Source organism: Mesorhizobium sp. WSM4842, from assembly GCF_055901575.1.
The window spans coordinates 5,871,394-5,886,015 of sequence record NZ_CM148372.1; the positions used below are offsets into that span (position 1 = coordinate 5,871,394).

Genomic DNA, 14,622 nt, shown 5'->3' on the forward strand with positions numbered 1-14,622 from the left:
CGGCAGCCATTCGCGCCAGCGAGGATTATTTTTTCTGGCTGGCGTCCTGCAAGATCATTTCCGATGCCTTCTCCGCGATCATGACCACTGGAGAGTTGGTGTTGCCGGAAACGATCGTCGGCATAATCGAAGCGTCGACGACGCGCAGGCCAGAAATGCCGTGCACCCGCAGCCGGCCGTCGACCACTGCCATCGAGCCTGCGCCCATCTTGCAGGTGCCGACCGGGTGGAAAATCGTCGTGCCGATATCGCCGGCCTTGCGGACGAGATCTTCGTCGCTTTCATAGTGTGCACCGGGCAGCATTTCCTCAGGCGCGAAACGGGCAACGGCGCGCGCCTTCATCATGCGGCGGACGTGGCGGAGCGATGCTACAGCCACGGTCCTGTCTCCCTCGGTAGACAAATAGTTCGGCCGGATCTTCGGGGCCGTCTGCGGATCGGGCGTCCCTATGTGGACGGTGCCGCGGCTTTCCGGTCTGAGGTTGCAGACCGAAACCGTGACCGCGGGGAAGCGATGCAGCGGCTCGCCCAGCCGGTCAGTGCTCAACGGCTGGACATGATATTCGAGATCGGGCGTCTCCAGTCGTGGATCGCTTCTGGCGAAGATACCCAATTGGCTCGGCGCCATCGATAGCGGTCCGCTGCGACGGATGGCGTATTCGACGCCCATGGCCGCGCGGCTGAACAGATTGTGGTAGCGCTGGTTTAGCGTCGAGGCATTGGCGACCTTGAAGACCGTGCGGATCTGCAAATGATCCTGCAGCGTCTCGCCGACGCCTTCCAGCGCGTGGCGAACCGGGATTCCTGCTGCGCCAAGCACGTCGGATCGGCCGACGCCGGAAAGCTCGAGCAGCTTCGGCGAATTGATCGCGCCGGCGGCAAGGATCGTCTCGCCCGCCAGCGCACGATGCAACTGGCCGCCCATGCGGAAGACGACGCCGGTGACGCAAGCTCCGTCGAAATTTAGGTTCTCGGTCTCGGCGCCGGTCACGACGCGCAAATTCGGCCGCCGGAGCACGCCCCGCAGGAACGCCTTCGAGGTATTCCAGCGCAAGCCCTTCCTCTGGTTGACCTCGAAATAGCCCGACCCCTCGTTGGTCCCGCCGTTGAAATCCTCGGTCCGGGGGATGCCGAGTTCCTCGGCAGCATCGCGGAACGCATCCAGGATCGGCCAGGACAGACGCTGGCGCTCGACGCGCCATTCGCCACCGGCGCCATGAAGGTCGTTGGCGCCACCAAAATGGTCCTCGGACTTGCGGAAATATGGAAGCACGTCATCCCAGCCCCAACCGAGATTTCCGGCCTGCCGCCAGCCATCATAGTCGGCCGCCTGGCCGCGCATGTAGATCATGCCGTTGATCGATGAGCAGCCGCCCAGAAGCTTGCCGCGCGGATAGTCGAGCGCACGACCGTTCAGCCCGGGCTCCGGCTCGGTCTTCATCAGCCAATCGGTGCGCGGGTTGCCCATGCAATAGAGATAGCCGATGGGAATGTTGACCCAGTGGTAGCGGTCACTGCCGCCGGCCTCCAGAAGCAGCACGCGCGTGCCTGGATTGGCCGACAGTCTGTTGGCCAGCACGCAGCCGGCTGAACCCGCGCCGACGATGATAAAGTCGTATTGTCCAAAATCGGCAGCGGTCTGTGTCAATTGGACGTCCGTTCGCTTGCCATCCTGTCCCATAGCGGACCCATGGCCTGGTTGATCTCGCCATACAGACGATAGCGCCGCTCGTAGACCGGTGCGATCGCGCTATTGGGCCGGTAGCAACGGCCGGGCGCGGTCATCGCAGCCGCGCCCGCAGAGAAGTCGGCAAACAGGCCGACGCCTGTCCCAGCCGCGATTGCAGCGCCCAGCGCACCAGTCTCGCGGCCGCGCGCTACGGTCACCGGCACGTCCAGCACATCCGCAAATATCTGCGGCCAGATGGCGCTGCGCGAGCCGCCGCCCGAAAGAACCGCCTGGCTGACAGTCGCTCCCGCTCGGCGCAGCGTCTCGATATGCCGCCGGTGTTCGAAGACGACGCCCTCGAACAGTGCGCGCAGCATATGAGCCCGCGTATGCCAGCCGGCGATGCCGTAGAAACCTGCACGCGCCCTGCCATTCTGCTGCGAGCCGTAAAGGAATGGGTGGTAGATCGGCATGTCTCCTGCGGGATCGACGGAAGCAACAAGCTCGCTGCAGATTTCGAATGGCGATGCGCCTGCCGGCGGGGCGTGCGCGAAGAACTCACGGACGATCCATTCGAGATTTGCGGCCGACGTGGCGCTCGATTCGATGGCGAGGTAGCGCACCGGATCGAACGTCGACAGCATGAAGATCGACGGATCGCGGATCGGCTCTTCTGTGATGACCTGGTTGATGCTCCAGGTGCCGGCAATGATCGAGGCGGCGCCGGTGCTGGTGACGCCCGAACCGATTGCGCTGGCGACGACGTCGAACAGGCCCGCCACCACAGGCGTGCCCGCAAGAAGGCCGGTGGCATCGGCGACATCGCGTGTGACATGGCCGGCGATGTCGGAGGCTTCCAGCACGTCCGGCAGCAGTTCCATGCAATCGTCGAGACCATAGGCGGCCAGCAACTCACCCTCGTAGCGTCGGCCGGGCATGTGCAAAAGCCCGCAACCCGACATATCCGAGGTCTCGGTCGAGCGCGCGCCGGTGAGGCGGTTGACGATAAAATCCTTGCACAGGAAGACGGTGCCTATTTTGGCAAAAAGCGCCGGGTCATGGCGCCTGAGCCACGCCAGCAGAGTCGGCGTCTGCGCCGCCCAGGGCCGTTGCAGGCAGTGGACATAGGTCTGGTCGCCAACGCCCGCGGCCGCCCATTCGCCGACGATGCCGACGCCGCGCGTGTCGAGCGACTGGATGCCGAGCAGCGGGTCGCCGCCGCGGTCCAGTGCGTAGAGCCCGTTGCCGTGCCCGGCGCAGCCGATCACCGCAATGTCGCCAGCGTCGATGCCCGATTGGTCGAGGCACTGGCGGATGACCTCGACGGCGTCGCGCCACAATTCGCCGAGGTCCCGCTCGACATGGCCGGGCTCTGGCATGCAGGAACGGCCGTCCCGAGCGGCAAGTGCGAGTTCGCGACCCGCGGTGTCGAAGATGATGGCCTTGATGACGGTATTGCCCGCATCAAGACCCAGAATGTATTGCTGCATTGAAGCTCCTCCCAAGCCGCCAAAATTTATCCTTGTTGGTAGAGCTCCCAGGCCGCCGCGCCGTCCACATTCTCATGGATGATCGCCATCAATCCTCTCACGACGGCGCGAGGGTTGGAATGCTGGTATATGTTGCGGCCATAGACCATGCCTGCCGCGCCTTGTGCCATCAGCGCCTCCGACTTGTCGAAGACGGCGCGCAAATCCTCCCTGCCCCCACCGCGCACAAGGACAGGACAGCGCGCCGCCGCCACCACCCGGTGGAAGTCGTTCGGATCGGTGGTCGGGTCCGCCTTGATGATGTCGGCGCCCATCTCGCTGGCGAGCCGGGTCAGGGTGACGATCTTTTCGGGGTCGCCGTCGACCATGTAGCCTCCGCGCTCCGAGTTGGGCAGCATCGCCAGCGGCTCGATCATCAGCGGCAGCCCGTATCTTTCGCAGTCGGCGCGAACGCGGGCAATGTTGTGGACGCATTGCCGGAACAGGTCCGGCTCATCGGGCAGCATGAATAGATTGACGACCACGCAGGCCGCGTCCATCTCCAGCGCGCCGATCAGTGGTTCGGCTTCGTTCTGCAGGATGGCCCACATCGAGCGATGGCGGGTTTTGTTATATGGATTGCCGATGTCAATGCGCATGACCAATGCCGGCTTTTCCTTGCCGGACAAGGACTGCAGCAGATCGGCCTGGCCATAATTCATCTGAATGGCGTCCGGTCCCGCGGCAACCAGTTGGGCGACGACGCCGGCCATATCCTCGAGCCCTTCCAGAAACGACGGCTCGTTGCACACGCCATGGTCGACTGCGACGTCGAGACAGCGCGCCCGGCCAAACAACCGGTTCATGCGGACTTTCTTGTTGATGCGCATTCGGCGCTCCTTCCTTCGTCTTCTTGGGATAGCTGGTCGAGATCGATGCCGTGCCGGCGTTGCAACAGGGCGAGGAAATCGGTTCGCTCGAATGCCTTGCGCGCGGCGTCCCAGCTCTTTTCGACAGCCAGAATATCGAGAACCGCATCGAGAAGATCGGCCGAGAGAGCGCCGGTGATGGCGATTGTCGTGCGGCGAAGCAGCAGGTCCTCCAGCTGTTCGACATATTCATTGGCGATGAGATATTGGATCTCCCGGGCCGAGTAGTCGTTGCCGGGCAAGAGCTCGTCATGTCCCGCTGCCATATGGGCGGCGACGGCATCCGCTGCGGTACCGTAGCGCTCGAAGAGGCTACGCATGCGGTCAAGCGGCAGGCCGTTTGCGGCCGCGCGTTCTGCGCACCATTTTGCCGGGGCAATGGGAAAATGCCGGCCGCCGCCGATCGGCTTGTTTTGGGTGCCGACGATGCGCTGTCGGCACAATCGCTCGAGCACCATATCCGCTGCCAGTTCGCCGAACGACCGGAAGGTTGTCCATTTCCCGCCGATCATGCAGAGCGTCGGCGGCACTATACCGGCGCCCTCGATGAGCTCGCAGAAATGATCGCGGGGAATGCGCCCGGTAAAACTGTCTTGGCTTATCGGCAGCGGCCTCACCCCGGTAAACTGAAAGACGATGTCGGTATCGGCGATCTCGATCCCGGGAAACACGAAGGACAGGGACTGCAGAATGTATTGCCGCTCGTCATCCACACAGCGCGCCTGGTCGGGATCGTCGACACGGATATCCGTCGAGCCGACCAGCACGTTGCCGAGATAGGGGAACAGGATGCAGATCCGGCCGTCCTCGTTCTCGTAGTAGATCATGTGACCGTCGAGCGCGTCATGAAGCTCGCGATTGTCGACGATCAGATGCGAACCTTTGGTGCCGCCCATAAGCTTCGGCGCAACGGCTCCGATCGCCGAATTGGTCAGGTCGACCCAGCCGCCTGTGGCATTGACCACGAGCCGCGGCTTCACGGCCACGGTTTCGCCAGACAGTCCGTCGTTAAGCACCAGGCTCGCGTCACCGAGCGATACCCGTGCATAGTTGAGCGCCCGGGCGGACGGCTTTTCCTTCATGGTGTCGCGCAGCATCTCGGTACCCAGCCGCTCGGGGTGGCTGACCCACGCGTCATAGTATGTCGCCGAATTGCGGATAGCAGGATTGATTGCAGGCCAGACCTTGAGTGTTTCAGCGCGACTCCTGAATTTGTGCGGCGGGACGATACGGCGCGCGGCGGTGAAGAAGTCATACATTGCCAGACCGGTCTTGATGACCAAGGCGCCACGCCGGCCCGGACGACGGCTTAGCCCAAGGAAGCGGAATGCGCCATTTGCTATGCCTGAGAACAGGTCGAAGATAGGCACTGTGGTTGGCAGTGGCGCAACGTAGTGCGGCGCGTTCTTCAACAGCCGATCGCGTTCGAGCAGAGATTCGCGGACCAGCTTGAACTCGCCGTTTTCAAGATAGCGCAAGCCGCCATGAACCATGCGCGAGAGGGCTGCGCTGGCGCCGGAACAGTAATCGCCCTTTTCGGCGAGCAGCACATTGACGCCCTGCAAAGCGAGTTCGCGAAACACGCTGATGCCGTTAATGCCGCCGCCTATGACGAGGACGTCAATATCGGGGTTCTCGCGCAAGCCGGCGATCGTCTGGATGCGATTCATCTCAGGACGCGCTTTCGATCACGCATCTATCGCTACGAGATGCCCGGCCACCGCCGCATCGATGGCGGTCCGTTCCGCGGCGCTCAGTAAAATCTCCCCTGCCCTGGCGTTGTCGAGCGCCTGCGTCGCGTTTCGCGCTCCACACAACGCGAAGGTGATGCCGGGCTGCGCCAGCGTCCAGGCGATGACGATCTGCGCCATGCTTGCCTGGAGGACCTCCGCGACCGGGGCCAGGGCATGCTTCAAAGCGGCTACCTTGCGCCGGTTGGCCTGAGAGAAGCGCGGGTTGTCTTTGCGCTGGTCGTCGCCGCTGAACTCACGCGCCGGATCAATCGCGCCCGAAAGCAGGCCGAGCGCAAGCGACGAATAACTGAGCGCAGCGACCTGATGCTGGCGCGCGATCGGCAGCAATGTCTGCTCAATCTCGCGATCCAGCATCGAATATCTTTCCTGGATCGCATCGAGCTGGCCAGCGGTCACGTAGTGCTGCAGCTCGGCGGGGCTGAGATTGCTTGCGCCGATGGCGCGGATCTTGCCAGCTGATTTGAGGCGTTCGAGCGCTTGCATTGTTTCGGCAATGGGGGTCGTCGGGTCCTGCCAATGGGTGATGTAGAGATCGATATAATCGGTGCCGAGCCGCCTCAGGCTCTGTTCCACTTCATAAGCGATGCCCTCGGCACCCAGATATCGGTTCACCGGCGCTCCGTCCTGATCGAAGAAGTGATTGCCCTTTTTCGAATGCCAGTTCAGGCCACATTTGGTGGCGATGACCGCGCGGTCGCGCCGGCCCTTGAGGGCCTTGCCGACGATCTCCTCGCTGCGGCCGAGACCGTAAGCCGGCGCGGTGTCGATCAGCGAGACGCCGGCATCGATGGACGCCTGGATCGCAGCGATCGATTCTGCTTCATCCGTGCCACCCCACATCCAGCCGCCGATGGCCCAGGTGCCGAGTCCCACCGCCGAAGCGACAACGCCGGAGTTGCCGATTGAGCGGGTGATTTGTCGAGAATTCATGCTGCATTTCCTTCGGCGAGCTCGAGGATCTTCAAGCCGGTGGTTTCGTCGGTGACGAGAGTGTCGAGGTGAGAGCCGCGCATGGCACTGAGGATCGGGACCACCTTGCTTGCGCCGCTTGCGACCCCTATCGACTGCGGAATGGTCGCGAATTCCTCGAGCGTCAGCGAAACCAGTGAGTGGTTGAGGCGGTAGTCGGCGAGCTTGCCGTTGCTGTCTATGAGATGCGCGAGCAGTTCGCCCGCCGCGCCCGAGCGTTCGATGGCCAGCCGGTCGGCGCTCGATGACGGGTGCAGATCGTAGTAGCTCGAATCGTCGGTCAGGATGGAGCCGATGCCGACGACCGCAAGCGTTGCTTCGCGCGCCTTGCTGAAGACATCCGAAACCGCCCGGACGCCCATCAGCATGTCACGTTGGGCCGGGCTGTCGGCAAACAGCGGCGCGTGAACCTGATAGGCGCGCCCGCCGAGTTTGTCGGCCATCAGAGACGCGACATGATTGACGTCGGTGTAATGCTTGCCCTGGACCAGGCCGGTCGCGGGAACGACCTCGACGTCGTAGCTTCGGTTCGGCTTGAGGCCGGCGACGACGGCACTCACCCCCTTGCCCCCGGTAATGGAAATCGTGTCGCCGTCCTTGATCGTCTCGAGCACCAGCCTCGCCGCTGCCTCGCCGACGCGCTGGAGGGCAGTCTGCGGATTGTCCGAAACGGAAGGAACGACGACGGCCCTTTGGAGTCCGCCTATCGCGACAAGTCGCGCCTCGATGTCGACCAGTTGCTCGACCGGCGACTTGATCTTGATCTCGACAAGCCCGAGTTGATGACCGCGTTTGATCAGGCGGTTGACGGTCGCATGCGAGATGCCGAGCTCCTTGGCGATTTCAGCTTGCGTCTTGGCTTCCATGTAATGAAGCACAAGCGCCTGATACATCTGGCGGACGATCGTGACGTCGTCCCGCGAATTGGTTGGTGACATGATGGATGCTCAACTCTCGCCGCTGCTGCTCAGGATTTCCTGCGGTGCAGGAAGTGGTCGATCGATACTGCCGCGAGCAGGATGCATCCCTTGATCATGTCCTGCCAATAGACGGAAACGTCGAGCAGGATCAGCGAACTTGTGACGACCGAGAGCAGCGCCATGCCCAGTATGGCGCCGAAGATGGTGCCCGAGCCGCCATTGAGCGATGCTCCGCCAATCACCGCCGCGGCGATGATGTTGAGCTCCATGCCGGCGCCGAAGGTCGGGGTCGCAGCGCCAAAGCGTGACATATAGATGACGCCGGCAAAGCCCGCGAGGGTGGAGCAGAGAACCGTTACCCAGAATTTGACCTGCTTGGTCTTGATGCCCGAAAATTGGGCCGCCTTCTCATTGCTGCCGGTATAGAAGACCTTCCGGAAGGCCGTGGCACGCCGAAGCAGGAAATCGAAGATGGCCACGACCACGACAAAGATGACGATGACGTAAGGCACATTGCCGAAGCTGCCCTGGCCGATCGCCTTGAACCCGGGCGGCAGGGTGAACAGCGACAGCGGGGTTCCCTTGGTGATGACAAGGCAAAGACCGCGCACGATCACCATCGCCGCCAGCGATGTGATGAAGTGATTGAGCCCGATGACGGTCACGAAGAAGCCCATGACCGCGCCGATCAGCGCGCTGGCGCCTATGCCGATGAGGCTCGCGGTCCACGGGTCCAGACCCATCAGGAAGAGAGCGCCTGACACGACCATGGAGAAGCAGACCACCGACCCGACGGAAAGGTCGATGCCGCCGACAATGAGGAGTATCGTCATGCCGACCACGACGATGCCTTCAATGGAGAAGCTCATCAGCATCGCGCGGAAATTCCCCCAAGTCAGGAAATGCGGCGAGGCGAATGTCATGGCGAGGCACAGCGCCAGCATGATTGCGATCAGCCCCGCCTCGCGCATTGACCCCAGACGCAGCCAGTTGCGCCCGCCAAGCCCGGGGGCGCTCGCCTTGATTTCGGCGTCCATGAGGGTTCCTCCGGTCTGTCTAAGCGACATTCTGAACCTGCCTTGCGTTTGATCGTTGCTGGCGGACACCCGAAGCCAGCAGCATGATCGCTTCTTCGGTCAATTCGTCCGCCTCCAGTTCGCCGACGAGGGCACCTTCGCGTATGACAAGCACCCGGTCGCTGAGCCCGATCAATTCCGGAAGCTCGGATGAAATCACGATGACGCCGACGCCCCGGTCGGCGAGGTCGCGAAGCAGGCGATGAATTTCCACTTTGGCGCCGACATCGACCCCGCGTGTGGGCTCGTCCAGAATGACCACCTTGGGGCCAACCGAAAGAAGCCTGGCGATGGCTACTTTCTGCTGATTGCCACCACTGAGCGTCGACACCTGTGTCTCGATGCCGCCCATGCGCACACCGTGGCGCTCGACCAGGTCGGTGGCTTGCTTTGCCTCGGCGCGGCGATCGAGCAGCCCAAGTGGTGTGGTCAGTTTCCGAAGGTCCAGCGCGGAGATGTTCGAGGCAACCGATAGGTCGAGGAACAGGCCAGACGCCTTGCGGTCCTCGGAGAGGTAGACCAGGCCGGCGCGCACTGCATCGCTGTAGGTCCTGATGCTGACCGGCTCGCCATTGAGTTCGACCGATCCCGACAGCTTCGCGCGCAAGCCGCAAACGGTCTGAACCATCTCGCTGCGGCCAGCGCCAATCAATCCGCCGATGCCAAGAAGTTCGCCTGCACGAAGCGTGAAACCAACGCCGGTGGAACCCTGTCGATAGGAGAGATTTTCGACCGACAGCACAGGGCGGTCGGGACGCCGCTCAGGCGAGAGCTTTTGCGGATAGAGCTGAGTGATTTCGCGCCCGACCATCTTGCGCACGACATCATTGGGAGTGACCGAAGCGATAGGATCGGTCGCTACATATCTGCCGTCACGAAACACCGTGACGCGGTCGCACAGGCTGAAGATCTCGGCCATGCGGTGGCTGATGTAGATGATTGAAATTCCGCGCGCCTTGAGATCGCGGCCGATTGCGAAAAGACGCCGCGCCTCGGTCTCGGTCAGGGCGGCCGTCGGCTCGTCGAGCATCAGCACCCGGCATTCGAGCGTCAGCGCCTTGGCGATTTCCACAAGCTGCTGGTTGGAAATCGAAAGCTCGGCGACCGGCGTCTCGACCGAGATCGGCGCCAGCAGGTCCATTATCTTCTGCGCATCGGCGTAGAGCCGGCGAAAATTCATCAGCGGCGCACGCCGATTGTTGATCGCCGCCATGAGAATATTCTCGGCGACCGTGGCATCCTGGCAGAGCGCGATTTCCTGATGGACGAGGCCTATGCCAAGCCGCTGCGCGGCGGATGGCGATGCGATGGTGACGTCCCTGCCTTCGAGACGAATGGTGCCTTCATCGGGTTGCACAATGCCGGCGATGATATTCATCAGCGTGGACTTGCCCGCGCCATTCTCGCCGCACAGCGCGTGAATTTCGCCTCGCTGCAGCGTGAAATCGACCCCGGTCAGCGCTTTGATGGCACCGAAGGATTTCGATATGTCGCGGATTTCAAGAATGGCGGCGGCAGTCACTCCGTCCCCCTGCAGCGTTGAAGTTGACGGTAATGGCCCGGGTCGACGGGGCGCGAACGCGCCCCGTCCCGCTTCGAGCATCTCCGAAGAGCCCGAAGGCATAAAGTCGGACTTATTCCTCGATGCCCTTGGTGCCGCGCCGCGTGAGGTAGGCATCCCAATAGAAATCATCGGCGTTTTCCGCAGTGACGATGGAAAAGCCGTTGTCGACGAAAGGCACGCCCATGCCGTTGAAGCCCGACCGCCGGGCGTCGTTCATCGGATCGATCAGCTCAGGATGCTTGGCCAGCCACAGCAGCATGAAGCCCATATAGCCCTGCATGCCCTGGTTCGGGTTGACCGAGCCGAAGATTTCGCCGGCCTTGATCATATCGAGGATCTTGGCGTTGACGTCCGCCAGCATAACCCGGATCTTGCCGCCGCCCTCCTTCGCGGCCTGCGCGGCGCCGATTGCCGAGTTGGCTTCCGGCATGAACACCGCGCCCAGTTCGGGATGCGCCTGGGCAAGGCTGAGCACGGCCTGATAGGCCTTCGTCGCATCCTGATTCGACGCCGCGCGGCCGACGAGCTTCATATCCGGCCATTTGGCTTCCATGCGGGCGATGAAGGCGGCGATGCGCTTGTCGTGATTGTCCTGTCCGGGGTTTTCAAGGACCGCGTATTCGCCCTTGCCGTCCATCGCCTTGGCGACTGCATCGGCTGCATAGGTACCTTCGGCGACGTTGTCGGAGGTGATGTAGGACACTCGTTTGGAGTTGGGCGAATCCGCGGCGAATGTGACTACTGCCGTTCCCTGGTCGATGGCCCGGTTGATTGGCTCGATGAACGGATCGGAGTTCATCGGATGCACCAGGATGCCCGCCGGCTTCTGAGCCAGCGCCTGGTCGAATGTCGCTATCTGCTTGTTCACATCGTATTCGGGCGTTCCGGTGTATTCGGTCTCGCAACCGAACTGCTGTCCAGCCTGCTTGAACATCTCGTAGACCGGGAACCAGTATTCGACGCCGGAAACCATGACGTTCATGACGTATTTTTCACCCGGCTCGCACTTGAACGGGTTAGCGGCCTGGGCCGCGGCGTGGCCTGCCCCCAACACTGTGGTCGCTGCTGCCGAAATGGCGAGCATGCTCAAAAATTTGCGCAAGAGTCCTCCCTCGGCCGAAGCCTGGTCAATTGGGCGGCCTGACACTTACGTGCCGCCGCTTGTGGTTGATGAGACCGAACCTTCTCCCGAGGCCCAGCAGCTGATCATTCGCAGGAGTTGGCTCGAGTGTCAATAAAATTCACATGCTGAAATATATTTCACAGACTGGCTGGCAGTGACGAGCACCGATGGGCCGCCAGTGTTGGTGAACGAACGAGCCGGGCAAGCTCAGGTCAGCGGTTTCAAACTGACCTGCCGATGTTTTCCAGCATGACCTGCGACCGTTTTAGGTCAACGCAGCCACGGGTTGAATGTCAGGGACACGCCCGCTTCCGCTCAGGGACCTCAGAACATCCAGCCTGCAGCTAGACATGCACGGCAATCGAATTGCGCTCCACGATTTGGGCCGCCAGGACACGGTGCTCGAAAGGTAACGTAGCCTCCGCAAGCCTCTTCAAGAGAAGCTCCGCCGCCGCCGCTCCGATCAAGTGCGCTGGCTGCGCGATGGCTGTGATACCTTGGGCCACGAACTGCATCCAGTCGAGATCGTCGAAGCAAAGCAGCGAAACGTCTCCTGGAATCGCAAGCTTCAGTGCGGAAGTCGCCTCCAGAACGCCTGTCGACATCACACCGTCGGCGGTAAATAGAGCGGACGGTGCATTGCGCATTGTCAGCAGATCGAGCGCCTCCTTGCGGGCTGCCTCGCTGGAATAGACCGCCACCCGGCGGACCAACTGCAGATCCGGCTCGATACCTGCGGCACGATGAGCTTCCAGATAACCCAACAGCCGTTGCCAGCTTGGATGGTGGTAGCGAACGTCAGCGCTGGAGAGATCGACGTTTGCCACAAACGAGCCGACATCATCGCGCTGGCCCGGACCCAGTTCGGCCAGTATGCCGATGCGACTGTGTCCGGCCTCAATCATCGCAGCGATGCTGCTGCGCGTCGCAGAAACGTTGTCGACCACCACGGAATCGGTTTCCAAGCCCGCCACGATGCGGTCGAACTGCACAACGGGACAGCGGCCCGCGACCGCCTCACGAAGATGATCCGGCTCGTCCACGAAGGTCGACGAGACGATCAAACCGTCGACCTGCTTTTCCAGCAGCAGTTGCACCGCCTCCCGCTCGAGTTCGGCATTTTCGTCACTATTCGTAACGATAACCCCGAAGCCGCCACGGCGCGCGACATCCCCTATTCCACGCAAGACGCTCGCGTAGAATGGGCTTTCGATATCGCCGACCACAACTCCGATAGTCTGCGTCTTACCGGTGATCAGACCTTTTGCCAGGCGATTGGGGCGGTAGCCCAGCGCAGCTGCGGCGGCGCGCACTTTCTCCTGAACCTCGGGGCTGCTGTAGCCGTAGTCGCCAAGCACACGCCCCGCCGTGGCGGAGCTGACCCCGGCCCGGCGAGCAACCTCTATGATGGTTGCGTTTTTCGACGATCTTTGAATCACTCAGCAAGCCCCGCCGCCCATTCGTGGTCGTAAAGACGAGCTAGTGGCAGTTAGGCCCACCCCGCAAGTCCGAACACCGCAGCACTCGCCGTTGCACACACCATTGCAATCACAGCACCTCAGACAGAAAGCGCCGAAGACGTGGGCTTTGCGGATTGTCGAAAAGGTCCTCTGGTCGCCCTGCCTCGACAATCCGCCCCTCGTCCATGAATACGACCTGGTTTGCAACCTTGCGAGCGAAGTTCATCTCGTGCGTAACGACCACCATCGTCATCCCGCCCCGTCCGAGGTCGGCCATCAAGTTCAGGACACCCTTTACCAATTCCGGATCGAGAGCACTGGTGACTTCGTCGAACAGCATGACTTCGGGCTCGAGGGCCAGGGCGCGCGCGATGGCCACCCGCTGCTGCTGTCCGCCCGAAAGATTTGCCGGCCGATGGTCTTTGCGCTCCAAGAGTCCGACTTCATGCAGCCTCGCCAAGGCCGCGCGCTCAGCCTCCTGGCGCGACATGCCTTTTACCTTGCGCAGCGCCAGGGTGATGTTGGCGAGCGCACTGCGGTCGGGGAACAAGTTGAATTGCTGGAAAACCATGCCGACACACCGCCGGAGCTGGTCAGGGGTCTGCTTGTAGATGCTTTCGCCATCGAGCAGGATGTCTCCGGCTCGACACTCGACGAGGCGGTTGAGGCAACGCAGCAAGGTCGACTTGCCCGAGCCGGATGGCCCGATCAGGCAGGTGACGGTCCCCGGCTCGACTTTCAGACTGACGTCATGGAGCACCTGGACGGCGCCGTAGGCCATATCGATATTCGTGACCACGATGCTGCCGCCGTTGAAGCGAGCGGGCGCGGCTGCGGCCGACTTCTCTGTGCCCGGCACACCGGCTTCCGCAAGCTCGGCGACTTCCTTGAGGCCGCTCTGCACCCCGGTGATACGCTTGCCGACGCGCATGCGCGCGTCGATGTAGTTGACGAGGTGGGTTAGCGGCACCGTGATCACGAGGTAGAAGACGCCGGCCAGCAAGAGCGGTGACAGGTTGCCGGTCAGCACGGCCTGATCTTGGCCGACGCGGAACAGTTCGCGTTCGGAGGCGAGCAGGCCAAGGAAATAGACCAGGCTGGAGTCCTTGACGTTGCCGATGAACTGGTTGACCAGTGCCGGCAGGACGCGGCGGATGCCTTGCGGGATCACCACCAGGCGCATGCCTTGGCCATACGTCATTCCGAGAGTGCGGGTGGCGTCGATCTGACCGCGCTCGACGCTCTGAATGCCGGCTCGGAAAATTTCTCCGATGTAGGCGCCGGCAATAAGGCTGAGTGCCAGAATGCCCAGCGGATAAGGCGATGGACCGAACAGGTCCCGGCCCAACCGTGCGAAGCCTTGGCCAATGATCAGAATAGTGACAATGGCGGGAAGCCCACGGAAGATATCGGTGTAGACCCGCGCGAGGAGCTTCAGCGGCCGGTTCTCGGAAATCCCCATCACGGCGAGAACGATACCGATCAGCGTCCCGAAAAACGTCGAGGCGACGGCCAGGATCAGGGTGTTCTTGAGGCCGACCATCACCATGTTTGGCAGAACTTCTGCCATCGCCTGGAAATCAAGGAAGCTGCGGGAGAAGGTATCGAACCAGCTCATATCAAGTCCATCTATAACTCGGCCGGGCACCGTTGCTCACGGGCCCGGCCGGAAAACACAGCGAAGTCGCT

Annotated in this window: 11 protein-coding genes; all 11 read right to left on the minus strand. The window is 62.1% G+C overall.

The annotated features are described in order from the left end of the window. Positions 1-25: 25 nt before the first annotated feature. Positions 26-1,648: a GMC family oxidoreductase gene (locus AC0NIE_RS28590; protein WP_473613614.1), complete on the minus strand. Its 1,623-nt coding sequence runs from the start codon at positions 1,646-1,648 to the stop codon at positions 26-28. After that, positions 1,645-3,159, minus strand: a complete 1,515-nt coding sequence (locus AC0NIE_RS28595) for an FGGY-family carbohydrate kinase (RefSeq protein WP_473484753.1) — start codon at positions 3,157-3,159, stop codon at positions 1,645-1,647. The genes AC0NIE_RS28590 and AC0NIE_RS28595 overlap by 4 nt, the downstream gene beginning before the upstream one ends. A 26-nt stretch (positions 3,160-3,185) precedes the next feature. Further along, positions 3,186-4,028, minus strand: a complete 843-nt coding sequence (locus AC0NIE_RS28600; RefSeq protein ID WP_473484751.1) for a class I fructose-bisphosphate aldolase — start codon at positions 4,026-4,028, stop codon at positions 3,186-3,188. Beyond that, positions 4,001-5,737, minus strand: coding sequence for a glycerol-3-phosphate dehydrogenase/oxidase (locus tag AC0NIE_RS28605; protein ID WP_473484749.1), 1,737 nt, complete (start codon positions 5,735-5,737; stop codon positions 4,001-4,003). Before AC0NIE_RS28605 ends, AC0NIE_RS28600 begins: the two co-directional genes overlap by 28 nt. Before the next feature lie 18 nt (positions 5,738-5,755). Then, positions 5,756-6,751: an aldo/keto reductase gene (locus AC0NIE_RS28610; RefSeq protein ID WP_473484747.1), complete on the minus strand. Its 996-nt coding sequence runs from the start codon at positions 6,749-6,751 to the stop codon at positions 5,756-5,758. Continuing rightward, positions 6,748-7,728, minus strand: coding sequence for a sugar-binding transcriptional regulator (locus tag AC0NIE_RS28615; protein ID WP_123147199.1), 981 nt, complete (start codon positions 7,726-7,728; stop codon positions 6,748-6,750). The genes AC0NIE_RS28610 and AC0NIE_RS28615 overlap by 4 nt, the downstream gene beginning before the upstream one ends. Before the next feature lie 29 nt (positions 7,729-7,757). After that, positions 7,758-8,747: an ABC transporter permease gene (locus AC0NIE_RS28620; protein ID WP_123147198.1), complete on the minus strand. Its 990-nt coding sequence runs from the start codon at positions 8,745-8,747 to the stop codon at positions 7,758-7,760. 19 nt (positions 8,748-8,766) lie between these two features. After that, positions 8,767-10,308, minus strand: coding sequence for a sugar ABC transporter ATP-binding protein (locus AC0NIE_RS28625; protein ID WP_473484745.1), 1,542 nt, complete (start codon positions 10,306-10,308; stop codon positions 8,767-8,769). A 112-nt stretch (positions 10,309-10,420) separates the two neighbouring features. Further along, entirely contained in the window at positions 10,421-11,452 is a 1,032-nt protein-coding gene (locus AC0NIE_RS28630) for a substrate-binding domain-containing protein (RefSeq protein WP_123147196.1), read from the minus strand. Positions 11,453-11,817: 365 nt separating this feature from the next. Further along, the gene (locus AC0NIE_RS28635; RefSeq protein ID WP_473484743.1) at positions 11,818-12,912 is read right to left on the minus strand and encodes a LacI family DNA-binding transcriptional regulator; all 1,095 of its coding nucleotides are present in this window, start codon (positions 12,910-12,912) and stop codon (positions 11,818-11,820) included. Between the two features lie 109 nt (positions 12,913-13,021). Further along, positions 13,022-14,551 (minus strand): amino acid ABC transporter permease/ATP-binding protein, encoded by a 1,530-nt coding sequence (locus AC0NIE_RS28640; protein WP_473484740.1) that lies wholly within the window; start codon positions 14,549-14,551, stop codon positions 13,022-13,024. Between the last annotated feature and the right edge of the window lie 71 nt (positions 14,552-14,622).

Coding starts and splice junctions, on each gene's coding strand:
- AC0NIE_RS28610 (WP_473484747.1), bottom strand. CDS start 6,751: ATGAATTCTCGACAAATCACCCGCTCAATCGGCAACTCCGGCGTTGTC.
- AC0NIE_RS28600 (WP_473484751.1), bottom strand. CDS start 4,028: ATGCGCATCAACAAGAAAGTCCGCATGAACCGGTTGTTTGGCCGGGCG.
- AC0NIE_RS28605 (WP_473484749.1), bottom strand. CDS start 5,737: ATGAATCGCATCCAGACGATCGCCGGCTTGCGCGAGAACCCCGATATT.
- AC0NIE_RS28615 (WP_123147199.1), bottom strand. CDS start 7,728: ATGTCACCAACCAATTCGCGGGACGACGTCACGATCGTCCGCCAGATG.
- AC0NIE_RS28595 (WP_473484753.1), bottom strand. CDS start 3,159: ATGCAGCAATACATTCTGGGTCTTGATGCGGGCAATACCGTCATCAAG.
- AC0NIE_RS28640 (WP_473484740.1), bottom strand. CDS start 14,551: ATGAGCTGGTTCGATACCTTCTCCCGCAGCTTCCTTGATTTCCAGGCG.
- AC0NIE_RS28620 (WP_123147198.1), bottom strand. CDS start 8,747: ATGGACGCCGAAATCAAGGCGAGCGCCCCCGGGCTTGGCGGGCGCAAC.